Genomic DNA, 25,754 nt, shown 5'->3' with positions numbered 1-25,754 from the left:
CCTGTTTTTTCATTTTTGTGTAGTTTTTGACGATATGATTCAATTTAAAAACATTTCAAAGCACTATCAGTTGAAGGGCCAAACCATTCCTGCACTGGACCAAATCAATTTGGACATTCCAGAAGGCAGTATTTTTGGCGTTATTGGCTATAGTGGTGCAGGTAAAAGTACCCTCATTCGTTTGATCAATTTACTTGAACGCCCAACCGAAGGCCAAGTAATTATCAATCAGAAAGACTTTACTGCATTAGATGCAAAAGCATTACGTCAAGAACGTGCAAATATTGGCATGATTTTCCAGCATTTCAACTTACTGCAAACCAAAACCGTTGCAGCCAATATTGAAATGCCCATGAAACTTTTAGGTTATAGCAAAGCTGAACGTGAAAAGCGTTTGAATGAGCTACTTGAGTTTATTGATCTCAAACACAAAAAAGAAGCTTATCCAGATGAGCTCTCGGGTGGTCAAAAACAACGTGTCGGCATTGCACGTGCGCTTGCCAACCATCCTAAAATATTACTTTGTGACGAAGCGACTTCTGCACTAGACCCACAAACCACCAAGTCGGTATTGGACTTGCTCAAAAAAATCAATCAAGAGCAAGGCATTACCATCGTCATGGTGACACATGAAATGGATGTGATCCAAAGCATCTGCTCACATGTGGCCGTAATGGAACTCGGCAAAGTGGTTGAAACGGGGAAAACGGTGGACTTGTTTAGTCGCCCACAACATGCAACGACACAGAATTTTATTCAAACGATTTTGCATCAACAGCTACCGATTAAGCTTCTGAATAACCTCGAACATAAGCATCATCATAGTATTTACCGCTTACAATTTCTTGGTAACTCTGCACACGAAACCGTAATCCAAAACTTAATTAAACAGTTTGATATTAGTCTCAATATCCTGTTTGCCAACATGATTGAAATTGATGGCAATGTGATTGGGCAAATGTTTGTTCAGCTCTTGGGCGATGAAAGCCTGATTGCTGAAGCGGTTGAGTTTTTAAAACAACATGGTGTGGCTGTTGAACAATCAGGAGAGCTGGCATGAGAGATTTAATTGTCCAGTGGTTAACTCAAATCACAGCGCCTTTTTGGAAAAGCTCTTTATCAATTGACCAGTTTATTACTGCTTTGCAAGAAACATTTCATATGGTGTTTTTTGCAATGCTATTTGGCTGTATTTGGGGCTTTATTCAGGCCATCATTTTATTGGTCACACGTCCTGATGGTATTTTGCCCAACAAAGCAATTTATCATAGCCTGAACCCGATTGTGAATGCTCTACGCTCTCTGCCCTTTATTATTTTGCTGATTGCGGTTTTACCTTTGACCAAACTCATCGTCGGCACATCGATTGGCACGTGGGCTGCGATTGTTCCGCTCACCATTTATGTTGGACCATACATTGGTCGTTTGGTGGAAACTTCATTACTTGAAGTGAATGAGGGGATTATCGAATCTGCACAAGCCATGGGTGCAACTCCGCTACAAATCATCTTTAAGTTTATTTTACCTGAAGCACGCAGTTCACTGATTTTAAACTTAACCACAGCCACCATTAGCTTAATTGGTGCCACAGCGATGGCCGGTGCAGTGGGTGCAGGCGGTATTGGTGACCTTGCTATATCTTATGGTTATCAACGTTTTGACACCAGTGTCGTGATACTCACAGTGATTGTGCTGTTGATCATGGTGCAAATTGTACAATCGGTTGGCGATTGGCTGTCTAAACTACGCTAACAAAATTAAGCTCTCAATATTGGGAGCTTTTTTTAGGTCTAAATTTTATATAATGCGGCAAACAAAATTTTTAAAAGCTATAACGATGAAAATAACAACTCTATTGATCAGTCTAAGTCTTTTGCCGATGCTCGGCCATGCAGCTTCAAATCCCTATAACTACGTCACCAGTGTGAAAGTGAATCAGGTTGAACTCAATGCACCTGTGACAGCACATCAAGTCAGTCAATTACTCGCTCCTCCGAATGGAAAAATCAGCAAACAATATGCCGAATGTACAGGCAACTATGAATACAGTATTACAAGTGCCCAACCCAAAACCCTAAAATTTGAGATTTTTAACGAAGATAATCCCAAGAGTCAGACTGAAAAATTCTATAAAAACAAAACGAATTTAAAACAACTCAGTCAAACCAAAGGCCGTGTTTGGCTTGAGTGGAAAAGCACTCAAGTGATGAGCGAAAATATACGCGTGCAAAATATTCAGATCACACCGAATTATACTTTGCAGCAGTTTAAACAAGACTTTAAATACAGTGCACAAGGCATGGTAGCATCAGGTGAAGCCCAAGTTTTGCTCTTGCAGCCCAATGAAATCAAAACCTTTCTAAAAGAACCACAAAACTTTGCCCCACCCTACACGGCTTATCTAAACTTTGGTTTTAAAAATGGACGGTTAAGCAGCTTTGCCATTCAGCAAGCAGTGGCCTGCTAAAGGCTTTTATGCCAAGAAACAATGCGACTGACATTGCCTTTTCTAAGTCGTTTAGAACTTACTGACAATAAAATAAACAGTCCAAACACTGTGGCCTATTAAATTTTGCCAATTCATTTGAATCGCACTCAGAATGAAGGCAGAGCATGTTAAACTATTCAGCGGTTTTTGCAGGGACTCAATTATGCACTTTGTACATCTTGGTATTCATACAGAATTTTCAATCACAGAATCAATTGTACGTATACCTGATTTAGTCAAAGCTGCTAAGGCAGAAGGTATGCCAGCCCTTGCCATTACTGACTTATCTAACTTACACGCTGCTGTAAAATTTTATGGTAAATGCTTAGATAATGGTATCAAACCGATTATGGGTTCAGAAGTTCGCTTGAACGATGCTGAACATCGCGTGACATTATTGGCGATGAGCAATGTTGGCTGGCGTAATCTAACCGAACTGGTTTCAGAAGGTTTTATCCGAGGTCAACAGCTTGATATTCCTTGCGTTGCAAAAGACTGGATTTTAGAACAAAACCATGACCTGATTGCACTACTTGGCATGCGATCTGATGTCGGCAAAATGCTCTGTACATCGAATCCGCAAAAAGCCGAACCTTTACTCGAAGAATGGATTGCAAAATTTGGCAATCGGGTTTATTTGGCTCTATGTCGAACAGAACGCTCAGGTGAAGATGACTTCAACTATGAAGCCTTAAAACTGGCTAAAAAGTACAATATTGGTGTAGTTGCGCACAACGATGTGCACTTCATGAAAGAAATCGACTTTGAAGCACACGAAGCCCGAGTCTGTATTGCCGATGGTTATGTATTAGGGGATAACCGCCGACCAAAAAATTACTCTCCAGAGCAATATTTTAAATCTGGCCAACAAATGGCGGAATTATTTGCAGACATTCCCTCTGCAATTGAAAATACTTATCAGATTGCTAAACGTTGTAACGTTACCCTGCAATTAGGTAAATACTTCCTGCCTGACTACCCTATTCCTGAAGGCCATACCATCGACACCTACTTTGCACATTTATCCAAAGAAGGTTTAGAAGAGCGTTTAGACTTTTTATATCCACCTGAAACGCGTGATGAATACTGGCCTGAAAAACGTAAAGAATATGATGATCGTTTAGAGTATGAAATCGGGACCATTCTTAAAATGGGTTTCCCAGGTTACTTCTTGATTGTCATGGACTTCATCCAATGGTCTAAAGGTAATGGCGTTCCGGTTGGTCCAGGCCGTGGTTCAGGTGCAGGTTCACTTGTTGCCTACAGCTTAAAAATTACGGATCTCGATCCTCTCCCATACGGACTACTCTTTGAACGCTTCTTAAACCCAGAACGTGTTTCAATGCCCGATTTCGACGTCGATTTCTGTATTGCTGGTCGTGATCGTGTGATTGACTATGTGGCGCGTACGTACGGACGCGATGCAGTATCACAAATTGCCACTTTCGGTACCATGGCAGCCAAAGGTGCCATTCGTGACGTGGCACGTGTCTTGGGTAAATCCTATGGTTTGGCAGACCGAATCTCAAAAATGATTCCGACCAAACCTTTAGGTTTAAGCCTTGAAGAGTCGATTGAAGCAGAGCCACAACTTAAAGACATTGTCACCAACCCATCTAACCCAGACAATGACGATGCCGCTGAAATTTGGGAAATGGCATTAAAACTCGAAGGCATTACCCGTAACACAGGTAAGCACGCAGGTGGCGTGGTCATTTCCCCGACTAAAATTACCGACTTTTCTGCCGTGCTGTGTGATGCAGATGGTACAGGCCGTGTTGCGCAATACGATAAAGACGATGTTGAATCTGCAGGTCTGGTGAAGTTCGACTTCTTGGGTCTACGTAACTTAACGGTCATTGAAGATGCCGTGAAGAATATCAATAAGCGCATTCAGCTAGATGTGCCTTTAGACATTGCGTTCATTCCGCTTGATGACAAAGATGCATACCTCATCTTTGCCAATGCCAACACCACAGCGGTCTTCCAGTTTGAATCCGTGGGCATGAAAAAAATGCTCAAGGAAGCACGTCCAAGTAAATTTGAAGAAATTATCGCCTTCGTATCTCTTTACCGTCCGGGTCCGATGGACCTGATTCCAGACTTTATCCACCGTATGCATGGTGGCGAGTTTGAGTATCTTCACCCCCTACTTGAAGGTGTACTTGAGCCGACTTACGGTATTATGGTTTACCAAGAACAGGTCATGCAGGCAGCACAGTATTGTGCGGGCTATAGCTTGGGTGGCGCGGACTTACTTCGTCGTGCGATGGGTAAGAAAAAGCCCGAAGAAATGGTCAAACAGCGCCAAATTTTCACGGAAGGAGCAGCGAAAAAAGAGATTGATGAAGCCACTGCCAACCATATCTTTGACTATATGGAAAAGTTCGCAGGTTATGGTTTTAACAAATCACATGCCGCAGCTTATGCCTTAGTGGCCTATCAAACGGCATGGCTCAAAGCGCATTATCCAGCTGAATTCTTAGCAGCGGTGATGTCATCGGAAATGCAAAACACCGATAACGTGGTGTTCTTGATTGATGACTGTCGCCACAATGATATAGAGGTATTGCCGCCTTCGGTCAATATGTCTATCTATCAATTCCATGCTTCGGACGACAAAACGATCGTTTATGGACTCGGTGCAATTAAAGGTGTCGGTGAAGCGGCGATGCAGTCGGTCATTGACTCGCGTATTCAAGATGGGCCTTATCGTGATTTGTTTGATTTCTGCCATCGTATTGATCTGAAAAAAATCAATAAACGGACTTTAGAAGCATTGATTCGCTCAGGTGCTTTAGACTGCCTCGGCATTGAGCGCTCAAGCCTAATGGCGCAGCTACCTGAAGCGGTACAAGCGGCAGATCAAGCTCGCTCAAACCGTGAAACAGGTATCATGGACTTGTTTGGTGAGGTTGAAGAAGTACAACGTAAACCCGCCAAACCTGTTAAACCTTGGTCAGATGAAGTCCGTCTCAAAGGTGAAAAAGACACTCTAGGGTTGTATTTAACCGGTCACCCGATCGATGTCTATCGCACTGAGTTGAAAGCGTTTATTCCGAATAAAATTAATGAACTTACCCCAACCCGTCGTGGTGTCACTACGGTTTTTGCAGGTCTCGTGGTCGATGTAGCTAACTTCCCGAACCGAATGATGGTGACCTTAGATGATGGTACCTCACGGATTGAAGTCTCTGCGAATCATGAACGCTTTATGCGTTTCAAAGACATCATTCAAAATGAAAAAGTGGTGGTAATTGAAGGTGAAATTTACGAGCGTGAAGGTTTTGACCGTCCAATGGGTCGCTTAACCAAAGTATTTACCCTAAATGAAATTCGTCAAAAACGCGCCAACTGTATTCAAATTCGTCTCGACCCAACACATAGTACAAAAACACTGAGCCAAGACTTAAAAAATATTCTTGCACCCTTTTGTAATGTCGATATGTGTAATCACATCCCGCTGCAATTGCTGTTGGACTACCCGTATGCCACGGCTGAATTGCACTTAGGGATCAATTGGAAATTGGCGCCACTGGATGAACTACTTTCCAAACTCCGAGACTATTTTGGTAAAGAAAATCTTCATGTGGAATATCAAGTCAAATCCAAAGCAGCCAAAGCGGTGAGCTATGAAGAAGCCAAACCGATAGATGTACCACCTCCACCTGCGGATATGAGCATGGATGATGCCATGGACTTATATCAAGCTGAAGTCGGTCAGTTCTCTTAATTATTTAAATTTTAAAGATTCATTGGAAAAATCATGAGCCAATTTGACAATGCCGCTGTTTCAGCGCATCTCTCCCATGTGCGTATTGTCATGGTCAATACCACACTCCCTGCGAACATTGGTAGCGCACTGCGCGCCATGAAAACAATGGGACTCTCAAAGCTGGTGTTGGTTGCGCCAAAAACCTATCCGCATCCGGATATCGATGCTTTAGCTGCGGGTGCAACTGATTTAATTGAGCAGATTGAAATCGTTGAAACTCTTGCCGATGCCATCAAAGACTGCCATTTAGTGTTTGGTACCAGTGCGCGTAGTCGTACCATTCCTTGGCCTTTGCTAGACGCACGTCCCGCGGCTGAAAAATCAATTTCAGCAGTGGTGAATGATCAGCAAGAGGTTGCTGTTGTATTTGGCCGTGAAGACCGCGGACTGACCAATGAAGAACTGGCCATGGCTAACTATCATGTCACCATTCCTGTAAATACAGACTATGGTGTACTAAATGTGGCTCAAGCCATTCAAGTGATTTGTTATGAAATGCGTATGGCCACACTGGCTGCTGTGAAAAGCGGTGAAGATGAAGCTGCAACCATGCCTGTCACAGATACTGAGTCTATGCAATGGGATGAGCCTTTGGTCACCCATGAGCAAATGGAACAGTTCTACCCGCACATTGAAAAAATGTTGGCCGAGATTGAATTTTTAGACCCCAAAAATCCACGATTACTGCCTTTACGCTTGCGTCGTCTTTTTGGACGTATACAATTAGATCGTATGGAATATCATTTACTTCGTGGTATTTTTAGTCGTGTACAAGCCTTAAACAATGGCACATGGAAAAAGTCAAATACGGATCAAACAGAGGATCAATCTAATGCTTAAACAGCTCAAAGAAGATATACAAGCTGTATTCGCGCGCGATCCTGCGGCACGAAACACTTTAGAAGTTCTAACCACATATCCAGGCATTCATGCCTTGATCATGCACCGTATGGCGCATGAGTTATGGAAAAAAGAATGTAAAGGCTCAGCACGTTTATTGTCTTCTTTTAGCCGTTTTGCAACAGGTATTGAAATTCACCCAGGTGCTAAAATTGGTCGTCGTTTTTTTATTGACCATGGCATGGGCGTCGTGATTGGTGAAACCGCTGAAATTGGCGACGATGTGACCCTATATCATGGTGTCACTTTAGGTGGAACTACATGGAATAAAGGCAAACGTCACCCGACCTTAGAAGATGGCGTGGTGGTGGGTGCTGGTGCTAAAATTTTAGGCCCTTTTACTGTCGGTAAAAATGCTAAAGTCGGCTCAAATGCAGTCGTCACCAAAGCTGTACCAGCCGACACCACCGCAGTTGGCAACCCTGCACGCTTTATTTCTAAAGATAAACCGAAAGATGAAGCAGAAACACGTCGTCGCGATTATGCAGAAAGTATTGGTTTCCAACCTTATGCTGCAACGCAAGACCAGTCTGATCCAATTCTTGAAGGTATGCGTGTTCTACTTGACCGCATTCAGTTGAATGAAAAACGGATGAATACCCTTTGCCAACGTTTGTCTTTACTTGATCCAACTTTTAAAAAGCAACAACAAAATGAACAACCCTTTAGTGCTGAAGAATTGAAAATTTTGGAAGATGTACGCCGCGAATGTGAAGCTCAAAGCCTGCCATCCAATGACTAAACATGAAAAGTGTTAGTTTTTGAAAACCTGCCTATAGCAAACCTTGCATGTTCATCAGAGTTTTTTTAGACTGACGAACATGCCTTTTATACCACTTCTTAAAATAATGAATGGATGAACCTTATGATGCTTAAACCCTTAGCGGTTGCTGTTCTTGCTGTCTCGTTTTTAACAGCGTGTAGCTCAAACCCAACGAAAAACAATAGCGATACCATCGTTTTTACAGAGCCTGAATTAACTGCACCATTTTATGCACTCAATCCATTTAATTATGATGCGCCACCCCCATTTGAAATTAACTTAAAAAAAGCAGCGGCTCAACCCGTAACTAAAATGGAAGTGACTCGCTCTGACGATCCATCTAAAAAACTGGTTTTAGATACCAATAAACTGATTATTCCAACCGTAAACAGCAAAGACCGTCAGTTGAAGTTTGCCGTACTGGCAGGCGACAATGAAGTCGACATTACTGAAATTGATGACTTCTTACAGTTGGTTGAAGGCAAAGCCCGTCACTACCCACCGCGCTTTACGGAACGCCAAGAACGTAAAGGTTTTGAGTTAAAACTAAAAGAAGTGACACAACAGCTTGATACGTTAGCATCGAAAGACAATGCTTCATTTGATGTGCTGGTTCGTGCGTTCAAAGCCAGCGTTATGGCACGTAATTTAGACCTTGGTTCAGTCTATACCACCAAATCTTTGGCTTATGCACAGCGTATTTTAAAAATTAACCAAGAAGACCCTGAAGCAAACTTCTGGTTCGGTTTTGCTTTGTCTGAAGGTGGTGGTCAACGCGAAGCAATGCCATACCTCGATAAAGCAATGAAATCTGGTGTTCAAGAAGCCTATTTAGCGACCGCAAATAACTACATCGCGATGGAACAAAAGAAAAATGCGGTGCAAACCTTGAAAAACTACAAGCTGAAATATCCACAAGAAGCCGAAGTTGCGGATCGCTTGATTAATGAAATTGAAAAACAAGGTCGTTGGAATGTTTGGCAAGTTCTAAATACTGCAAAATAATTCCATCACTTCTGATGTACCTAAAAATAGACCGAATTTTCGGTCTATTTTTATTTTAGGCGAATTGATAAATCCGTAAGCGTCCGCTGAACCCCATGTCTATTTTTTAATTTGAGTTGGATTTCCAGCGGTGTGGTAGCAATTCTTCTATTTGGGTCACTTTATGGGTCGGCAATCTTTTCAGCACATCACTTAAATAGGCATACGGATCCAGCCCATTCAGCTTTGCTGACTGGATTAAAGTCATGATGTTTGCCGCTCGCTGACCACTACGCAGCGAACCTGCAAATAACCAGTTCTTACGTCCCAACGCCCAAGGCCGCACCTGGTTGTCGGGTAGTCAGACGCAGTTACCTACGTCCAACCCCCTAAGAACCGTGCATGCGAGTTTCCCAGCACACGGCTCAAGCCTCTGCTAAGGCGCCATTCGGCACCCGGTTATACATCGTTGACATTGGCAAACTGAACACTCCTCGGACAATACAGATGGTAAATCTCAAGATTAGCAACTGCATCCGTTCCACCATGACTTAGCTTCACAATATGACGGCTGTGCCATGGTGTATCTTTGGTGACTGGTTTAAGACAGGCGCAGCAGCGACCACCTTGTTTTAGCCACACCCGATACAGCTTGGCTCGCCCCTTTGCGGAGACCAGCATTCTTTTACCCCATCGGGATTCGAAGTACTCATCCCATGCGGGGTCATGAGGGTTAGCAGCAGCCTTGATCTTGATATGTCGCACAATTGGCGTGTCCGAGGCAGACACTAATGTGTATTGTCGCTTCCGACCATCGGCGGACTGTTCATCACATGAGAACACCCATCGACGCGCTCCTTGTACTTTGAAATACCGATCTTTGACCCATCGGAGTGTCTTGCGAGGGTGGCGACGTACAGCCCATCGCCAGAGCATTTCCCACACTGCGTTGTCTACCTGGTTGAAAACCTTCTTGGCAACGACATGACTATGATAGTTGGCCCAACCCCTTAGAATCGGGTTGAGCAAACCGATCAAAGTGGCCTGTCGTGTCGCTTTGTTTGCATTGATTAATGCTCGCAGCTTGTCAAGATGAGCGCTGATGTTTGCCTTTGACGGCTTGATCAGTAGCTTGCCGTTGTACTTACGTACGTTCCAGCCAAGAAAATCGAACCCGTTCCCTATGTGCGTGATTTTGGTCTTTTCCTGAGAGAGCACGAGACCGCGCTGCGCCAGAAATTCAACCACGGCAGGACGAACTTCATTTTCGAGCCACTCTTTAGAATACCCCGTGATGATGAAATCATCCGCATACCGTACCAGTTGCAGCTTTTTGCCTGTCCATTTGGCGTTAGAGAACCTCTTCGCCAGCATCGTTTCCAGTCCGTCCAAGGTCATGTTGGCCAGCACCGGGGAGATAATACCTCCTTGCGGTGTTCCGGAAAGACTGGGAAACAGCTTGCTTTGGTAGACGTAACCGGCTTTGAGCCATTTCCGTAGAATCACCTTGTCCATTGGGAGGTTGGCGATCATCCAGTCATGGCTGATATTGTCGAAACAGCCTTGAATGTCACCCTCTAGCACCCACTCCGCACTTACTTTTCTTGACAGCACACCAAAGCACTGTGCTGCAGCATCCGCGGTTGAGCGTTGCGGTCTGAACCCATAAGAGTTCCGATCAGCGATGGTCTCCGCGATGGGTTCCAAAGCCAGCAGATGGAGCGCCTGCATGGCCCGGCATTTCATCGTGGGTATCCCGAGAGGTCTCATCTTGCCATTTTTCTTCGGAATAAGGACTCTCCGAAGCGGAAGGGGCGTGTAACCTCGCCTCTTCAACGACATCATCGCACCGGTCTTGGCCTTGGGTGTATTCCAAGTCACCTTGTCGACCCCAGCCGTGTTTTTGCCTTTGTTTTCAGACACTCGTTTGACGGCCAATGCTTTGCCACTAAACGAGTGAGTCAGCAGCCATTGCAAAGCTTTCGCCTTGTTATGCCTGCCGTCTTGTACCGCCTTCACAATACGCGCTTGCAGCCCTCTGACATGACGCTGTACAGCAATCCAATCGATGCTGTCCCACGATGTGCTGGAAGGTGCACACGCTGATACTGCTGCATTCATTTGCTCTCCCTCCATTAAAAGGGTTCTACACACTCTCTTGTGATGAGAGACCATAAGGACGTCAGCCCGCTTTCGCGTGGGGTAATGTTTCAACCTCTATCCAACCCATTACAGACTGGCATTCGCTTTTTCCTCGTTCCTTCGCCCGCATCACCATGGGCAGTTTTTGCAAACTGCTTTCCCAATGGGAGTAATACGGGATTTCCACGTTCCGCTTACTGAAGTACATCGGCTTAGGTGCCTGCTATCGACCGGGAGGCGTATGGGTCACGAATGCGTAGTCGAAAGACGCAATTCCCACCTCCATTACCGTTTTGGTTCGAGCGTATCAGCCATTTCCGCTCGTTCAACTTAACGATCGTTACGCAGATTCACATGTGTTCACCATACCGATTATCTAGCCCTTGTCCGGCTATGGCTGCCAGAAGGGTACGCCTCTCACGATTGATACCCCGCACCTTGCGGTGCCTCGTTACATTGTCGAAGGCGCTCTTTATTCAGCCTTCTAGATTCACCCGGTGACACGGGTGGTTCCCGCAGGGGGGAACAACTTCATTAAGCGACTTCGTGTCGCACTTCCACCCAATTATTGCAAATCGGTAGATTGCCATCATCCAGATAGCGGCTTAAAGCTGGCCAACGCTTCAGAGTGTAATTGATGGCCTTGGCGGTTGGAGAACTCGATGGCACCGTCAGTTGATGCTGGTTGAGCCATTCATACAGTTGTTGCATCACCGGTTGACTATGCTGTTGTCGGTATTCGCGGCGCTGTTCTGCTGTACCATCGGTCTTTCTCCTGAGTTCTGCTTCTATGGCATACAGTTTCTGAATCAGCACTAATGCCTGTTCAGCGATCTGACTTTTCCCGGTCACATGCAGTTCATGAAATTTACGACGTGCATGTGCCATGCAGCCCACCTCAATGACCTGGCCTGATTTAAAGCGTGCTTTATAACCACTGTAATCATCACAGACCAGATGGCCCTGCCAGCCATTCAGGAACTCTTCTGCATGCTGACCTGAACGGCTATCCTGAAAGTCATAGATCACCGCTTGAACTGGATTGTACTGTGTGGTGGCATAGGCCCAGACATAACCTTTCTTTGGTTTTTTCTCATTATCACCCATCCGCATAATGGTGACCGGCGTTTCATCGGCATGGATCACCCGCTGTTGCAGCACCACCTGTTTTAAGGCATTGGCCAGAGGTTCCAGTTCCACACCGCAGCGACCAATCCAGTCAGATAACGTGGATCTGGACAGATCAATGCCCGCCCGCTGATAGATCAGGCGCTGACGGTACAGCGGCAAATGATCGGCATACTTCGATACCAGCACATGGCTGAGCAGTTCAGGTGAAGCAATGCCTTTATCAATCACATAGGCGGGCATCGCTTGCTGAGTCAGGGTGTCACACTGATCACAGACCCATTTGCCACGCACATGCTGTTCCTTATAGAACTGTGCCGGTCTGAAATGCAGTTTTTCACTGATATCTTCGCCGATACGACGCAAGGTGCAGCCACAAGCACATTGGGTTGATGTTGGTTCATGCTCGATACGGATGGTGTGTAGATGATCGGGCAGCAGTCGACGTTTAGGTTTGTTGACTGTGGCTTTGTGTGTCGCTGCATCAGTTTTATCTGCATTCAGCCGTTCCAGTTCCAGATCAACAGCGGCAATATCTTCTTCGACCGCTTCATCCCACAGATGGATTTGTTTTGCGGTGAGATGTTCGTTTTTACTGCCAAATTTGTGCTGTTTAAATAGTGCGAGCTCATGCTCGTATTTTTGCGTGAGAATGGAAAGATGTTGAACTTGAGCATCTAATTGCAGATTGGATACTTCAAGATGCTGAACTTTGGCATCTAATTGCTGGTTTGATTGTGCCAGAGACTGATGTTGCATTGCCAACTGTCTAGTAAATTCCAGCAGTTGTTCATGGGTCAGTTGGCTTAAATCAGGCAGTGTATTCATGACCGCAGTATGCCTGAGGTCATGAGAAGAATGAAATAGAACGTTTGGAGAATAGCAACTTGGACCAAGCTAGTTTAGAGCATTGTGACCACTTGCTGTCGTCCAATGCGCTGCCAAGGCAAACCCTGGATCAGTGCCTGTAACTGTTCTGGGCTGAGGGCTACGCTTTCACCCTGGTGAACTTTAGCCCAGTGAAATTTTCCCTGTTCCAACCGCCGAGCACACAGCCAGATCCCCAGTCCATCATGTACCAGCACTTTCATGCGATGGCCACGTTTATTACAGAACAGGTAAGCACAATGCGGTTTGATGTAGCCAAAGGCTCTCACCACCTGAGCCATGGCCGTATCCATACCTGCACGCATGTCCATGGGCTGAGTAGACAACCAGATTTCATCGATACGGATCATGTTGTAAGTGCCTTGAGTAATTCTGCTAAAGCAGATATTTCTGATACTTGCCATTTCAAGCCAATTTCTGCTTTTGAGTGGGGTAAAGTAATTTGAACCGTTAACATGCCAGTAGGGATAGGATCTAATGGTGCGGAGCAAGATAAGGCAATAAATGCAGGTTTATTCGGTAGTAGTGAGCGATCATTCCCTGGCTTAGCATCAATTAAGCGAATCCATTTGGATACAAGATTTGTATTCAATCCATGTTGCAAAGCGACCGAAGCAATTGAAACCTCCGATGCTTTACACGCCTGAACGATCTGCTGTTTAAATTCAGCACTATATGTTCTTCGTTTTATCGTAAGAGATGCGATGGATGTCTGGTTATTTGTAGTCATAAATTTAAGTTCCCACTTGTTTTTAAGTGAGGACTAAATTAAGGCTTATAGGACGAATTCATAAGGTGTGTTCAGCGGACGCTTACATAAATCCGAGAATTATCGTATGATTTAAAAAATTCAAAAGAATAAACGGTAGTCGACGCTTTTTATGCCTAAATACATCCGTAGCACCTTGATGGTAACCACTCTATTTTCGCTCTTGAGTGGTTGCCAAGTGGTCAGTGTGAAAAATCAATCACTGAACGTCACGATTACCAATGAGCGTGAGAGTATTTTAACGCGGGATAAGCTCAGTGAAGCGAGTCTAAACGTGCTGTCTATGACGGGTCGAGAAGCCAAAATCTGTTCAGAGCAACCTGAAGAATGCGTCAGTGAACTCAAACAAATTCCACAAATTCAAGATGAACAGCTCCTCTCTACTGCCAGCGAACTCTATCTCGCTAAAGCACTTTCCTTAGAAAAATCATCAGCCTGTAAAGTAAGTATTTTAGCCAAGACACACTCTGAAGAAAAACAGGCGCTACAAAAACAAAACTACCAAAACTGCCTAGATCAACAACTTGGCATGCTGGATAAAAGCATTCGCTATAGTTATGCCTACATGTTTAACACCAAACGTGGCCCGCAAGACCGTATTTTTGATAACCGTCAAGTCCAACTCCGTGACTTTTATAACCAAGCTATCGCTAAGCTTGTAAATAGTTATCGCTTACGCCATGGGCCATCTGAAGTCGGCAATCAAATAAAAGTGGGGCAAAGTATTTACCGCATAAATTATGACAACTACCCACTTTTAAAAAACCGTCAAGTTGAACAACTGATGTCAACTTACAATATGAACTTTTCAGGCCTACGCTCTATCACACGTCGCGATGGTTTTGGTTCAGAGTTTCTGATTGTCCTCCCACCCGAGCACAATGACACCTCACCAGAAAAAGCCAAATATATTGTCGATCCACTGCATTATCAGTACACCAATGGTCGTAATCCTAACATTCACAATGCCCGTTATTTAGCAGCGACTATTACCGCACAGCCACGCTCTGCATCCAATATCGATGAAATCTTAAACAACCCTGAGTTTGAAATCTCAGCTTATGATCCCTACAAGTTTGAATCTGCGAAAATTGCAGGCAAAAGCTACCCACTCGCTGCAAACTTTTCTGCACCTTATGGCTTATGGTTAGCACAGAACAATTTAGGTAAAGCCGCGTATTTATCACTGATTGATCGTGATGCACGCCTCACCATGCCGCACCTATACATGCTTGAGCCGTACAACCCAAATAAAAAAGTGGTGGTGCTCGTTCACGGACTAGCCAGTAGTCCAGAGGCATGGATTCGTTTGACGAATGATGTCATGGGCGATCCCGTGCTACGTGAACACTATCAAGTCTGGCAAGTGTTCTACTCGACCAATATGCCAATTTTGGAAAGTCGTTTCCAAATCTATGCAATCATTCAACAAAGTTTTAATTTGGTCGATAGCAAAGCGCCTGCCAAAAAGGATGCCGTGCTAGTGGGTCATAGTATGGGCGGTATTATTGCGCGGCTTTTGGTGAGCGATGCTGACTTAACCCCTGCGGCAATGAAACTGCTACCCAATCGACGTGCGCAACAATTTAAAAATGACCCTCTATTTAAATCACGCCTCGACATTCAACCAATTCCAAACTTCAGTCGGGCCATTTTCTTAGCAGCCCCACATCGTGGGACAGAGTTTGCTGACCGCTGGTTTACCCTTGCAGCACGTAAAGTCATTCGTCTACCTGGTGCGTTTTTGGGAGCACTGTCCGATGTTATACAAAGTAGTGACCCTGACCTACAAGCCTTCATTAAAGATGTAGATAATGGACTCATTCAAAATGGGCCAAGTGATCTCAGCAAAAACTCTAACTTTACTCGATTAACTAAAAACGTCGTTCCATACAAGGGCATGAAATTCCACAGCATCATGGGGAATGCAACTAAAAGTGATGACCTCAATATCATTACAGACGATGTCGTGCCTTATACGAGTGCCCATCTAGATGGTGCATTGTCTGAGAAGATTATTAAAGGGGGACATTCTATTCAAGAAACGCCTGAAGCTGTTCTGGAGTTACGTCGTATCCTGCGGTTGCACCTGACTGAACTCGGTCTGTATAAGCCTTAAAAATAAAAAAGCCTAAACATCTGTTTAGGCTTTTTTATTTTTGCTTTACGCCTAAGGCCTACAGCAATAATCACTTGGATGTTTAACAACTGTTCGCTTTATAGATGATTTATTGTTTAGTCGTTTTCAATTTTGCTAAGATATTGCCATTCATACAATAGCTGTTCATAACGCATAAATACACACGGTAAGCGGTGTCGCTCGGTCTATTTTTATATTGTGCATTTTCAAAGATTTAAGGATTTCACCTACATGAGCAATTCGGGAATCATAACTGATTTGTCCACCCTCACTCCCATGATGCAACAGTACATGGGCGTCAAAATGCAACATCCGCACTCTTTGATGTTCTATCGTATGGGTGACTTCTACGAGCTATTTTTTGAAGATGCACACAAGGCCGCTAAACTTCTCGGAATTACTCTGACCCATCGTGGCAAAGCCAATGGTGAACCCATCCCTATGGCAGGTGTTCCTTACCATGCAGCTGAAGGCTACCTTGCTCGCTTGGTGAAAAAAGGCGAAACCGTCGTCATCTGCGAGCAAATTGGTGAAGTTACAGGTAAGGCACCTGTTGAACGTGGCGTTGTCCGGATTATTACACCAGGTACACTGACTGACGATGCTTTACTGACGGCACATCAAAGTTCAAACCTTGTCGCTCTTTGCGTACAACAAAACGAAATTGGTATTGCACTGTTAGATTTGAGTGCAGGTTTATTCAAAGTTCAGCAACAAGAGTTCCAACTTGAACAACTCGGTATTGAACTGTCTCGCCTCATGCCAAGTGAAATTTTGGTCGATGAAAATATTGTCGACCCCAATATCATTGAACACATTAAAAAACTGCTCGACTGCTCTGTGACACGCCGTCCAAATGTCGACTTTAACCTAAACAATGCACAAAAAACTTTATGTGATCAGTTTGCAGTATCGACTTTAGCCGGTTTCGGTATTGACCATTTGCCACTTGCCAAAGCAGCAGCAGCATCCCTGATTCATTATGCCAAAGAAACGCAAAAAACAGCCTTACCGCATATTCGCTCTATTCAGCTTGAACAAAGCAGTGATTTCATTGCGCTTGACCCTGTGACACGTAGAAACTTAGAGCTAGTTGAGCCTCTGTTTGAACACGGCACGTCATTATTCCAACTCATCAATGACTGTCAAACAGCCATGGGTGGACGTTTACTTAGTCGTACACTGATGCAACCGTTACGTGATACCAAGCTCTTAGACGCACGTTTAGATGCCACCAAGAGTCTTGTGGATGGTTACCATGAATCACCAGTCCGTTTAGTATTAAAAGAGATTGGAGACATCGAACGTGTCCTCAGTCGGGTGGCTTTAGGTAGCGCCCGTCCGCGTGACTTAGTGCAACTGCGCCAAGCCTGTGCGCAAGTCCCTTATTTACGTCATGCCATTCAACCCGTGATCCAAAGCAAACAGTCCGCACTCATTACCCAATTGAATGAGGAATTGGGTGATTTCCATGGCTTACATCAACGTTTAATGTCTGCCATCGTTGAACATCCACCTGTGCTTTTACGAGATGGAAATGTGATAGCGGAAGGTTTTGATCATGAACTCGATGAACTACGTAAAATCCGCGATCATGCAGGACAGTACTTGATCGACCTTGAAATTCAAGAACGTCAAAATACTGGCATTTCGACCTTAAAAATTGGCTATAACCGTGTCAGCGGGTATTACATTGAATTGACCCGTGCGCAAGCCGAGCAAGCACCTGATCACTACATTCGTCGTCAGACCTTAAAAAATGCTGAGCGTTATATCACGCCTGAGCTGAAAACCTTTGAAGATAAGGTACTTTCGAGTGAGTCCCGTGCATTAGCCCGCGAAAAAATGCTGTTCGAAATGCTTTTAGATGAACTCCGAGCCGATATTGGTCATTTACAAATGATGAGCAGCGCTATTGCGCAGATCGACCTCTTAGCTAACTTTGCGCATCAGGCTCGCTTACGCAATTGGTCGCGTCCTGAGTATAGTCCAGAAATTGGGGTTAAAATTATTGCGGGACGTCATCCAGTGGTTGAGGCTTTGAACAAAGCCTCATTTACATCGAATGACACGACACTTGATTTTAACCACCGTATGGCCATTATTACGGGTCCTAACATGGGGGGTAAATCAACCTTTATGCGTCAAACGGCTTTAATTAGCCTATTGGCCTATTGTGGCTCATATGTACCAGCCCAATCAGCAGTCTTAGGCCCTATTGATCGAATCTTTACCCGTATTGGTTCTGCAGATGACCTATCTACAGGCAAATCGACCTTTATGGTGGAAATGACCGAGACCTCGCAAATCCTACATCATGCAACCAATCAGTCACTGGTTTTGATGGATGAAGTTGGTCGTGGCACCAGTACCTATGATGGTTTATCTTTGGCATGGGCTTGCGTACTTGACTTAACCAAACGCATTAAATGCTTATGTTTATTTGCCACACACTACTTTGAACTGACCGAACTGGCCAAAGAAACTGCTATTGATAACTACCATGTCACCGCAAAAGAACTCAACGGCAACCTCATTTTGTTACATAAAGTCCAACATGGGCCAGCGAGCCAAAGTCACGGCTTACAGGTAGCAAAATTGGCTGGTATTCCTGCCAGTGTGATCAAAGAAGCACAAAATCGTCTGAAAATTTTAGAGAAGCAACAACTGCAAAAACCTAAAGTCGTTCAAAATGATTTGTTTGCCGCGATAGAAACGCCTGAACTTGAAATCATTGAACGTGTGGTCGAAATTGAGAAACCTTCTGCCGCACTTGAACTACTCAAGAGCATTGATGTCGATAACTTAAGCCCACGTGAAGCTTTACAGCAGCTTTATGCATTAAAAGATCAGTTACATTCATAGTAGTTTTCTATTTTTGTAACCCATTTAGACCGTCAAAATGACGGTCTCTTTTATTGTTAAAAGCGGTTTTCAGCAGAATATTCAGTTTTTATCAAATTTAACAGCAAGAAACTCAATCATACTTAATTTTTATACAGGTCAATCAGTTCACTAATGGATTAGTAATACCAACTCATAAATGACTAAGTTCTATGCATTCAGATCAAAAATTACATGGAATGATTTTGATATTGGAATCTCTTTACCATTTGCAGATGTGACATAAGTTGCACCTAAAAAACTATTATTTAAGTTATTGTTTTCTATAATTTCTTAAAGCTCGATTTCTCCCATAAAAACCCCTTTAAAATCAATACACATTCTAATAAAAATCATAAACATAGTCTTATTTCATGCATATAAATAACAAATATCAATAAAAGCAATTGTTAGTTGGTGCTGTTTTTGCCTAAAATACACATTAGTTATTAGAACCATATTTTTAGGTAGCCTTCGCCATGACCTTTGTTGTCACTGAAAATTGTATTAAATGTAAATATCAAGACTGCGTAGAAGTTTGTCCAGTAGACTGTTTCTATGAAGGTCCAAACTTTCTAGTGATCAATCCGGATGAATGTATCGATTGCGCACTTTGTGAACCTGAATGTCCAGCAAATGCAATTTTCTCTGAAGATGAACTGCCAGAAGGTCAAGAAGTATTTATTGAACTAAATGCTGAGTTATCACAAACTTGGCCAAACATCACCCAGATTGGTGACCAACCTGCTGACCGTGAAGAATGGAATGGTAAAGCAGATAAGTTACAATACTTAGAAAAGTAAGCCACAAAAAGATCAGCATAAGCTGATCTTTTTTTATACCTAAAACACACATTTGATTGCAATATTTCCAATTTTTCCTCACAAATTTGGATTAAAATAATAGGCGTATTTTTTAAATATTTGATTTCTATAATGAAGAAATTTTTAAAGGGATTATTTGCGGTTAGCATAATCCCCTTAGTGATGATTGGCTGTACGACTTCATCTCACAAAGGCCAGACCATCACAACTCCTGATGGAAAACGTATTTTTATCCCACAAGAGAAAATTATTTTTGACCGCCCTGCTCCACCTAAAATTATTCCTTATACCTACAATGCTTGGATGTCTGTCGGTGACACGCTAGCACGCGTACGTGAGTATGAAGTTTTTCTTGAACGTAATGGTGTCGGAAATATCATCCCAAGCTTTGAACTACTCAGAACAGCGCGTGACTGGCAAAAATGTGGTCGAGCACAATATATGGTGCCCAATCGTGAACTTTGGAAAAACCAAATTGCGACCTTAAAAGTGTTCAAATATTTAGTTGCAGCCAAAGTACTGACCGATTTTGAAGTCACTTCAGTTTATCGTGATCTGCCTTTAAACCAATGTGCTGGCGGTGCAAACTCGTCACGCCACTTATTCAATTCTGCTATCGATTTTCGAATTGGGTCTGAAAACCCACAACCTGAAGATTATGCTTATATTGAAAATACAAAATATCGTCTATGCCAATTTTGGACCCAACATGGTCAGAGCTTGAACATGGGCTTAGGTTTATATGCTTCTGGTCAGATTCACATTGATACCCAAGGATATCGTACATGGGGCCCAGACCTCAGTCGCAATTCTTCGATGTGTAGTTACTAGTTTTTAAAAATTTAAAAGAGGTCAATATGACCTCTTTTTTTGAGCATTGATTTCAACAAATATGGTCGGATAAATTGCACTCTGAAAATAAAAGTTTAAAATGCTCCACATCGCAACCAAGGTGAACATGCTATGCAACAAATGTGGACAGAGATTGATAACTATATCGATGCACATTTAATTCCTGAAGACCCAATTCTACTGCAAACTTTAGAAAATACAGAGAAGCATGGTTTTCCAGATCACTTAGCTGTTGCACCCAACCAAGGTATGCTTTTACAAATGCTGATTCAAATGAATCAATGTAAGCGGGTATTGGAGCTCGGCACTTTTGCCGCCTATAGCACCATGTGGTTAGCGCGTGCTTTACCTGAAGACGGCTATATTTTAACGATTGAGGGTCGTGATACGCATGCCGCGATGGGTCAAGAAAATATCGACAAAGCTCAGCTCAAACAAACCATTGAACTCAAATGTGGACGTGCAGCAGATATCCTTAAATCACTGCCCGCAGATATTGAACCTTTCGACTTTATTTTTATCGATGCCGATAAACAAAGCTACCCAGAATATTTGGAATTAAGCCTGAACCTATCTCATTCAGGTACTTTGATTTTCCTTGATAACGTGATTCGTGCAGGCGATATTATCAATCCTGAAAATCATAAACCAAGTATTGAAGGGATTCGAGATATGTTCAAAGCGATGCAAAACCATCCGAAAATTTTGTCATGCACCGCACTTCAAACGGTCGGTAGCAAAGGACATGATGGATTTGCCTTAGCCATTGTAAAATAAGCCAAAATTTAGATTAAAAAACAATCGATTAATTTAAGCTTATATAAATTATAAACTTACATTTACTGTCCATATAGTTATCCACAATTATTGCGGATAACTATGGATAAAACAGTTCCAATTTAGATAAATCACTCTAAATTAACGGGCAACCAGTAAAGGAACTTTGGCATTCCTAAAAATGGTGGTTGCAATACTGCCCAAGAAGAACTGATGAATTTTACTGTGGCTGAACGCACCGAGCACAATCAGTTGTATGCCATGCTCATTTTGGTATTCCAAAATATTTTCAGCCACGTCGCCGTAACGATATTCTGTAATCACATCCAAATTTGCATCTTTCAGATATTGTTCAGGCTCTCTTAAAATTTCAGGGTGGTCACCGACATAGACCAAATGGCATTGTAAGAGGCGCAGTAAATCACTTTGTGCAATCCGTTTCATCATCTTCACACACGTCGGTGAATACTCGTAGGCAAAGATAAAGCGCGTAGGTGGCTTAAAGCTATCACCTACCGTCATGACGGTACAGTTTGCACCACGGATAAAGTTTTCAACATTACTGCCCAATGGTTTATTGCGTTCAGCCGATTTCTCACCCACACGGCCAATCACCACAATGTCATCTTCATGCAATAAGTTAAAACTTTGCTCTAGAAAGTCACCCTTTTCTTGAATATGCGTTGTATGTAGGCCATGCGTTTCGAGAATAAGTTTAGAAATATGATCAAGTAAATTATTACTATAACTGAGCGCAAGTTCACTTTGTTTTTGCTCTAATTCAGCCAACTCTTTGAGCAACATTGCATTGCTTTCAAATCCAATTACCCCGCTAATTTCACCTAAGTGATAACTTGCAGGATAATAATCCAAAACTTGTAAAAGGACCAATTCCCGCCCCGTCTGTTTTGCAATCCACGCCGCAGCTTCTGCTAGGGCATTGATACAAGGGGAAGAATCAATACATGCAATGACTCGTTTCATTATCGCCTCTCATTACACCGCATTTGGTATAAGGTCTCATTGTTGTTCTAAACTTAGCATATCTTTTTTTTTGATGGCAGGTTTTTATGTAATTAAGTATTGATAAATGTTCAATATTCTTTGATATCTTAATCACGTAAACGGATAAACTGTGCAGGATTGCCAGCAACAATCGATTGCTCGGCGATATCTTTGGTTACCATACTATTCATTCCCACCACAGCATGTGCACCAATTTTCACCCCATCTTTCACGCCCACATGCGCACCCAACCAAACATCCCGTCCAATTTCTATCCCTTGTGAACGCACAGGTTGTTGATAAATTGGATCGCTAAGTGCCATGCCATGATCAAAGGCATACAAGTGACAATAGGCCGCAATACGCACTTGATCATGTAACTTAATCCCCACACGACCACCATCTAAAATACAATGATGGTTAATCGCAACTTCACTGCCAATCTCTAAAGGCCCATGCAAAGTACAATCGGCAGCAATAAAAGTGTTGTCTCCAATGACAATTTTGCGGCCAGGCTCTGCAAATATGTGTGCCAATGGAGAAATAAAACAGTTTTGACCAATTTCAACGGTTTCCATTTCCATTAGATAAGCTTGGTATTCTTGCTGCCATGCTTCAGCCCACACACGGTTTTTAGGCTTGAGCGACCAATACAACCAGGGCATATAGTTTAAGCGATGCTTATGCTGCTCACGATATTTTAATAAGGGATCAGTCATGATGGTCATCCACAATTTTTAAGGCCTCACGTCCACGGGTCACATCTTGTATTTTAAGTGCGAGCGCTTCAATCTGATGCACTTGTAATAAAGCCTCTACAAGCACGCCATCCTCAGTATATTGCTCATTAAACTCAATCTGCTGGCTATTCAGCTCGTACTGGAAAATTGCCCATTCATTAAATTGGCAGGCAAAATGCACTTTTTTCTTCTCAATGAGTTCTATTTTTTCAGCCAACAGTAAACACTGTCTTGCAGTTCCACCATAAGCACGTACCAACCCGCCTGTGCCTAACTTGACGCCACCATACCAACGATTGACCAAAACCAAAACATTGGTGAGTTCATTGCCTTCAATGGTGGCCAAAATAGGACGACCTGCGGTACCTGAGGGTTCACCGTCATCATTGAAACGAACATTATGACCAATTTTCCATGCCCAACACTGATGCGTGGTGCTGATATCTTTATATTGCTCTAGAAAATCTTTAACGGCTTGTTCATTTTCAACAGGCACAGCAAAAGCTTGAAAACGACTTTTCTTAATGTCTTCTTCATAGCTCACTAAACTAGAGATGGTAAATGGCATAGCATAATTTTTAAAAATTTCACAAAAAATTATAACGTACTTTCAATCAGCTATCGTATGAAAATAGCTTTTCGCTTTAAGCCCACATAAAATAAAGAGATATGCATACTGTGGAGCATGCTGAAAAAGCGATTTCAAAAGGATGGTAGAGCGCGCAGTTTGAATATAAAGGGATGCCCTATTCTTAATTCAATGCAAAGAGATCGATTAAACATATTGGGGGGAAAATCTGCGCCAATTATTTTCATTGGCGCAGAATAATCTTATACAGTGAAATCATCACCAAGGTAAACTTGACGCACGGTTTCATTGGCTAAGATTTCATCTGGAGAGCCTTCAGCAATCACCGCACCCTCACTCACGATATAAGCACGTTCACAAATCGCCAAAGTCTCACGAACGTTATGATCCGTAATAAGAACGCCAATGCCGCGGTCTTTTAGAGTACGAATAATATCTTTAATGTCACCCACTGAAATTGGGTCAACCCCAGCAAAAGGCTCATCGAGTAACATAAATTTTGGATCGGCTGCCAGTGCACGTGCAATTTCAGCACGACGACGTTCACCACCTGACACACTCATACCCAATGAATCTTTAATATGGCTAATTTTGAAATCAGCCAGCAATTCATGCAAACGCTGTTTACGTTGTTCTTTATTTAGATCTTTGCGCGTTTCCAAAATCGACATAATATTTTCAGAAATAGTGAGTTTTCTAAAAATTGAGGCTTCTTGAGGTAAGTAACCAATGCCTTTACGCGCACGTTCATGCATGGCCAAATCAGACATGTCTAGGTCATCAAGATGAATTTCGCCTTTGTCCATACGCACCAGTCCAACCACCATATAGAAGCTGGTAGTTTTCCCTGCACCATTCGGACCCAGTAAACCTACGATTTGTCCGCTTTGCATGCTAAAAGATACATCTTTCACTACCCAACGCTTACTGTAGTTTTTCGCGAGATGCTTAATACATAGGGTTTGTGGCTGATTGAGAGTTTGCTCCATTAGTCACGCGCTCCTGGGAAGGATTGAGAACCTGAAGGTGGAATCACAATTTGAACACGACCACTCGACGAACCACTGTTATTTGGTGTGCCAATCGCTTCGATATCACCTTTGTTCATACTATAACGCAATGTATTACCACGAATACTGGCACCATCTTGTTCTAGAAGTGCACTACCCGATAAGGTAATAATGCCTGTTTCTGCATTATAAATAATCTTTTGCGCCTGACCTTTAGCAATACCTTTATTGGTACTGACTTGCTGCTGGAAACGTGCAGGCTTACCATTGGCCGTAATGGTGCTAATTTGACGGGTTTGATTTAAATTGGCAACAATCGAATCCGCTTGTAGTTTCATCGTGCCCTGTTCAATGATGACATTGCCCGTGTACGTCGTTACACCCGTTTTTTCATTAAAAGTCGCACGATCTGCAACCAACGAAATCGCTTTACTACGGTCACTTGGCAGCGCCAAAGCAAAAGTTGAAACAGCCACACCTAAACTCAGTGCAAGTGTTTGCTTGAGGAAAGTTTTCGAAATAGAAAATTTTGGATTATGGTTCATACTTCCCTCGAATATGGAAAAAGTCATATTGACCCGTATTTAAATTCGCTTTTAAGCCCTGACTGACAAATTCGGCTTGTGGTGTCGTAACAACCACTTGATGCTGAGATTCAAGTTCACGCGTCTGTGGAAACGCAGTCAGTTCTGCTGTCTCAAACTGCATCTGACCTTGATCCAACATTTTCTTTGCAACCACTTGGTTTGTCAGAACGACTTTTTCGTTGTCGTTAATACCATTGGCTTGCTTGGCATAGAAAGTTGCATCCACTTTTCCATCTTTATACATCTCAGCATTTAAGTTTTCTAACTTAGAGGTCTTCTTTTGCATATCCTGCTCAAGACGGTCTACTTTTGCGCGGACGTATAAATGACCCTGCTCATCTGTTTGAGTCAGTTGGATCTGTTCAGCAGAATAGGTCATGCTTTGCGCACCATCGACCTCGAGCTTTTGCCCTTTTCCGCTGTAATAGTAATAACCACTACTGATAGCCGCAATGGCTACAGCAGTGATATATAAAACTTTAGTATCCATAAATGTTAACTAAACTCTCA

The 25,754-nt window shown here is 43.1% G+C and carries 21 protein-coding genes and 2 pseudogenes; 12 read left to right on the top strand and 11 right to left on the bottom strand.

Features of this window, described 5'->3' with window-relative positions; translation table 11 throughout:
- The first annotated feature begins 34 nt into the window (after nt 1-34).
- The 7 genes from AC4CU3_RS15335 (at nt 35) to AC4CU3_RS15305 (ending at nt 8,931) form a co-directional block, all read left to right on the top strand.
- A complete protein-coding gene (locus tag AC4CU3_RS15335) occupies nt 35-1,060 on the top strand; it encodes a methionine ABC transporter ATP-binding protein (protein ID WP_078389205.1) in 1,026 nt (341 codons plus the stop codon).
- Nucleotides 1,057-1,752, top strand: coding sequence for a methionine ABC transporter permease (locus AC4CU3_RS15330; protein ID WP_004696373.1), 696 nt, complete (start codon nt 1,057-1,059; stop codon nt 1,750-1,752). Before AC4CU3_RS15335 ends, AC4CU3_RS15330 begins: the two co-directional genes overlap by 4 nt.
- An 85-nt stretch (nt 1,753-1,837) precedes the next feature.
- The gene (locus AC4CU3_RS15325; protein WP_279043937.1) at nt 1,838-2,467 is read left to right on the top strand and encodes a hypothetical protein; all 630 of its coding nucleotides are present in this window, start codon (nt 1,838-1,840) and stop codon (nt 2,465-2,467) included.
- Nucleotides 2,468-2,651: 184 nt separating this feature from the next.
- The gene (gene dnaE, locus AC4CU3_RS15320; RefSeq protein WP_490738368.1) at nt 2,652-6,221 is read left to right on the top strand and encodes a DNA polymerase III subunit alpha; all 3,570 of its coding nucleotides are present in this window, start codon (nt 2,652-2,654) and stop codon (nt 6,219-6,221) included.
- 33 nt (nt 6,222-6,254) lie between these two features.
- A complete protein-coding gene (locus AC4CU3_RS15315; RefSeq protein ID WP_279043940.1) occupies nt 6,255-7,103 on the top strand; it encodes an RNA methyltransferase in 849 nt (282 codons plus the stop codon).
- On the top strand, nt 7,096-7,905 hold the full coding sequence (cysE, locus tag AC4CU3_RS15310; protein ID WP_004696365.1) for a serine O-acetyltransferase: 810 nt from the start codon (nt 7,096-7,098) through the stop codon (nt 7,903-7,905). The genes AC4CU3_RS15315 and cysE overlap by 8 nt, the downstream gene beginning before the upstream one ends.
- A gap of 123 nt (nt 7,906-8,028) precedes the next feature.
- Nucleotides 8,029-8,931 (top strand): ABUW_2363 family tetratricopeptide repeat lipoprotein, encoded by a 903-nt coding sequence (locus AC4CU3_RS15305; RefSeq protein ID WP_078425893.1) that lies wholly within the window; start codon nt 8,029-8,031, stop codon nt 8,929-8,931.
- Between the two features lie 106 nt (nt 8,932-9,037).
- On the opposite strand, the pseudogene AC4CU3_RS15300 reads toward AC4CU3_RS15305, so the two are convergent.
- From AC4CU3_RS15300 to tnpA, 5 genes and pseudogenes are all read right to left on the bottom strand, one after another.
- A pseudogene (locus AC4CU3_RS15300) lies at nt 9,038-9,265 on the bottom strand (transposase domain-containing protein); the annotation flags it as partial.
- A gap of 104 nt (nt 9,266-9,369) precedes the next feature.
- Complete coding sequence (gene ltrA / locus AC4CU3_RS15295) at nt 9,370-11,031, bottom strand: group II intron reverse transcriptase/maturase (protein WP_005167203.1); 1,662 nt, start codon at nt 11,029-11,031, stop codon at nt 9,370-9,372.
- A gap of 576 nt (nt 11,032-11,607) precedes the next feature.
- A pseudogene (gene tnpC / locus AC4CU3_RS15290) lies at nt 11,608-13,008 on the bottom strand (IS66 family transposase); the annotation flags it as partial.
- 74 nt (nt 13,009-13,082) lie between these two features.
- Nucleotides 13,083-13,418, bottom strand: coding sequence for an IS66 family insertion sequence element accessory protein TnpB (tnpB, locus tag AC4CU3_RS15285; RefSeq protein ID WP_004642106.1), 336 nt, complete (start codon nt 13,416-13,418; stop codon nt 13,083-13,085).
- The gene (gene tnpA / locus AC4CU3_RS15280; RefSeq protein ID WP_043974824.1) at nt 13,415-13,798 is read right to left on the bottom strand and encodes an IS66-like element accessory protein TnpA; all 384 of its coding nucleotides are present in this window, start codon (nt 13,796-13,798) and stop codon (nt 13,415-13,417) included. The genes tnpB and tnpA overlap by 4 nt, the downstream gene beginning before the upstream one ends.
- A gap of 151 nt (nt 13,799-13,949) precedes the next feature.
- Here tnpA and AC4CU3_RS15275 point away from each other — a divergent pair, with 151 nt between their 5' ends.
- From AC4CU3_RS15275 to AC4CU3_RS15255, 5 genes are all read left to right on the top strand, one after another.
- Nucleotides 13,950-15,956 (top strand): alpha/beta fold hydrolase, encoded by a 2,007-nt coding sequence (locus tag AC4CU3_RS15275; RefSeq protein ID WP_279043941.1) that lies wholly within the window; start codon nt 13,950-13,952, stop codon nt 15,954-15,956.
- Between the two features lie 252 nt (nt 15,957-16,208).
- A complete protein-coding gene (gene mutS / locus AC4CU3_RS15270; protein ID WP_279043942.1) occupies nt 16,209-18,842 on the top strand; it encodes a DNA mismatch repair protein MutS in 2,634 nt (877 codons plus the stop codon).
- Nucleotides 18,843-19,339: 497 nt separating this feature from the next.
- Nucleotides 19,340-19,663: a ferredoxin FdxA gene (fdxA, locus tag AC4CU3_RS15265; RefSeq protein WP_004696359.1), complete on the top strand. Its 324-nt coding sequence runs from the start codon at nt 19,340-19,342 to the stop codon at nt 19,661-19,663.
- Nucleotides 19,664-19,795: 132 nt separating this feature from the next.
- Entirely contained in the window at nt 19,796-20,515 is a 720-nt protein-coding gene (locus tag AC4CU3_RS15260; protein WP_279043944.1) for a D-Ala-D-Ala carboxypeptidase family metallohydrolase, read from the top strand.
- Nucleotides 20,516-20,647: 132 nt separating this feature from the next.
- Nucleotides 20,648-21,313 carry an O-methyltransferase gene (locus tag AC4CU3_RS15255; protein WP_010327063.1) on the top strand — a complete coding sequence of 222 codons (666 nt, stop codon included), beginning with the start codon at nt 20,648-20,650 and terminating at the stop codon, nt 21,311-21,313.
- Between the two features lie 141 nt (nt 21,314-21,454).
- Here AC4CU3_RS15255 and AC4CU3_RS15250 read toward each other — a convergent pair whose 3' ends face one another.
- The 6 genes from AC4CU3_RS15250 to lptC form a co-directional block, all read right to left on the bottom strand.
- Nucleotides 21,455-22,297: a universal stress protein gene (locus tag AC4CU3_RS15250; RefSeq protein WP_004696353.1), complete on the bottom strand. Its 843-nt coding sequence runs from the start codon at nt 22,295-22,297 to the stop codon at nt 21,455-21,457.
- A 128-nt stretch (nt 22,298-22,425) separates the two neighbouring features.
- Entirely contained in the window at nt 22,426-23,037 is a 612-nt protein-coding gene (locus AC4CU3_RS15245) for an acyltransferase (RefSeq protein ID WP_125273462.1), read from the bottom strand.
- Nucleotides 23,030-23,626 carry an IMPACT family protein gene (locus tag AC4CU3_RS15240; RefSeq protein ID WP_279043947.1) on the bottom strand — a complete coding sequence of 199 codons (597 nt, stop codon included), beginning with the start codon at nt 23,624-23,626 and terminating at the stop codon, nt 23,030-23,032. The genes AC4CU3_RS15245 and AC4CU3_RS15240 overlap by 8 nt, the downstream gene beginning before the upstream one ends.
- 263 nt (nt 23,627-23,889) lie before the next feature.
- Entirely contained in the window at nt 23,890-24,636 is a 747-nt protein-coding gene (gene lptB / locus AC4CU3_RS15235; protein WP_004696348.1) for an LPS export ABC transporter ATP-binding protein, read from the bottom strand.
- Complete coding sequence (gene lptA, locus AC4CU3_RS15230; RefSeq protein ID WP_004696346.1) at nt 24,636-25,202, bottom strand: lipopolysaccharide transport periplasmic protein LptA; 567 nt, start codon at nt 25,200-25,202, stop codon at nt 24,636-24,638. Before lptA ends, lptB begins: the two co-directional genes overlap by 1 nt.
- Nucleotides 25,192-25,734, bottom strand: coding sequence for an LPS export ABC transporter periplasmic protein LptC (gene lptC, locus AC4CU3_RS15225; RefSeq protein WP_078389214.1), 543 nt, complete (start codon nt 25,732-25,734; stop codon nt 25,192-25,194). Before lptC ends, lptA begins: the two co-directional genes overlap by 11 nt.
- Nucleotides 25,735-25,754 lie beyond the last annotated feature (20 nt).

The sequence above is a fragment of the Acinetobacter sp. 802_lipA genome, assembly GCF_058242885.1.
The sequence above is the reverse complement of the archived record's forward strand: the minus strand, read 5'-3'. Positions and strand labels throughout refer to the sequence as shown.

Excerpts from the sequence above, each read along its gene's own strand:
- lptB (WP_004696348.1), bottom strand. The coding sequence starts at position 24,636 with ATGGAGCAAACTCTCAATCAGCCACAAACCCTATGTATTAAGCATCTC.
- AC4CU3_RS15250 (WP_004696353.1), bottom strand. The coding sequence starts at position 22,297 with ATGAAACGAGTCATTGCATGTATTGATTCTTCCCCTTGTATCAATGCC.
- tnpA (WP_043974824.1), bottom strand. The coding sequence starts at position 13,798 with ATGACTACAAATAACCAGACATCCATCGCATCTCTTACGATAAAACGA.
- AC4CU3_RS15305 (WP_078425893.1), top strand. The coding sequence starts at position 8,029 with ATGATGCTTAAACCCTTAGCGGTTGCTGTTCTTGCTGTCTCGTTTTTA.
- fdxA (WP_004696359.1), top strand. The coding sequence starts at position 19,340 with ATGACCTTTGTTGTCACTGAAAATTGTATTAAATGTAAATATCAAGAC.
- AC4CU3_RS15245 (WP_125273462.1), bottom strand. The coding sequence starts at position 23,037 with ATGACTGATCCCTTATTAAAATATCGTGAGCAGCATAAGCATCGCTTA.
- mutS (WP_279043942.1), top strand. The coding sequence starts at position 16,209 with ATGAGCAATTCGGGAATCATAACTGATTTGTCCACCCTCACTCCCATG.
- AC4CU3_RS15325 (WP_279043937.1), top strand. The coding sequence starts at position 1,838 with ATGAAAATAACAACTCTATTGATCAGTCTAAGTCTTTTGCCGATGCTC.
- lptA (WP_004696346.1), bottom strand. The coding sequence starts at position 25,202 with ATGAACCATAATCCAAAATTTTCTATTTCGAAAACTTTCCTCAAGCAA.
- AC4CU3_RS15260 (WP_279043944.1), top strand. The coding sequence starts at position 19,796 with ATGAAGAAATTTTTAAAGGGATTATTTGCGGTTAGCATAATCCCCTTA.
- lptC (WP_078389214.1), bottom strand. The coding sequence starts at position 25,734 with ATGGATACTAAAGTTTTATATATCACTGCTGTAGCCATTGCGGCTATC.
- AC4CU3_RS15330 (WP_004696373.1), top strand. The coding sequence starts at position 1,057 with ATGAGAGATTTAATTGTCCAGTGGTTAACTCAAATCACAGCGCCTTTT.
- AC4CU3_RS15315 (WP_279043940.1), top strand. The coding sequence starts at position 6,255 with ATGAGCCAATTTGACAATGCCGCTGTTTCAGCGCATCTCTCCCATGTG.
- cysE (WP_004696365.1), top strand. The coding sequence starts at position 7,096 with ATGCTTAAACAGCTCAAAGAAGATATACAAGCTGTATTCGCGCGCGAT.
- AC4CU3_RS15275 (WP_279043941.1), top strand. The coding sequence starts at position 13,950 with ATGCCTAAATACATCCGTAGCACCTTGATGGTAACCACTCTATTTTCG.
- dnaE (WP_490738368.1), top strand. The coding sequence starts at position 2,652 with ATGCACTTTGTACATCTTGGTATTCATACAGAATTTTCAATCACAGAA.
- AC4CU3_RS15255 (WP_010327063.1), top strand. The coding sequence starts at position 20,648 with ATGCAACAAATGTGGACAGAGATTGATAACTATATCGATGCACATTTA.
- AC4CU3_RS15335 (WP_078389205.1), top strand. The coding sequence starts at position 35 with ATGATTCAATTTAAAAACATTTCAAAGCACTATCAGTTGAAGGGCCAA.
- tnpB (WP_004642106.1), bottom strand. The coding sequence starts at position 13,418 with ATGATCCGTATCGATGAAATCTGGTTGTCTACTCAGCCCATGGACATG.
- ltrA (WP_005167203.1), bottom strand. The coding sequence starts at position 11,031 with ATGAATGCAGCAGTATCAGCGTGTGCACCTTCCAGCACATCGTGGGAC.
- AC4CU3_RS15240 (WP_279043947.1), bottom strand. The coding sequence starts at position 23,626 with ATGCCATTTACCATCTCTAGTTTAGTGAGCTATGAAGAAGACATTAAG.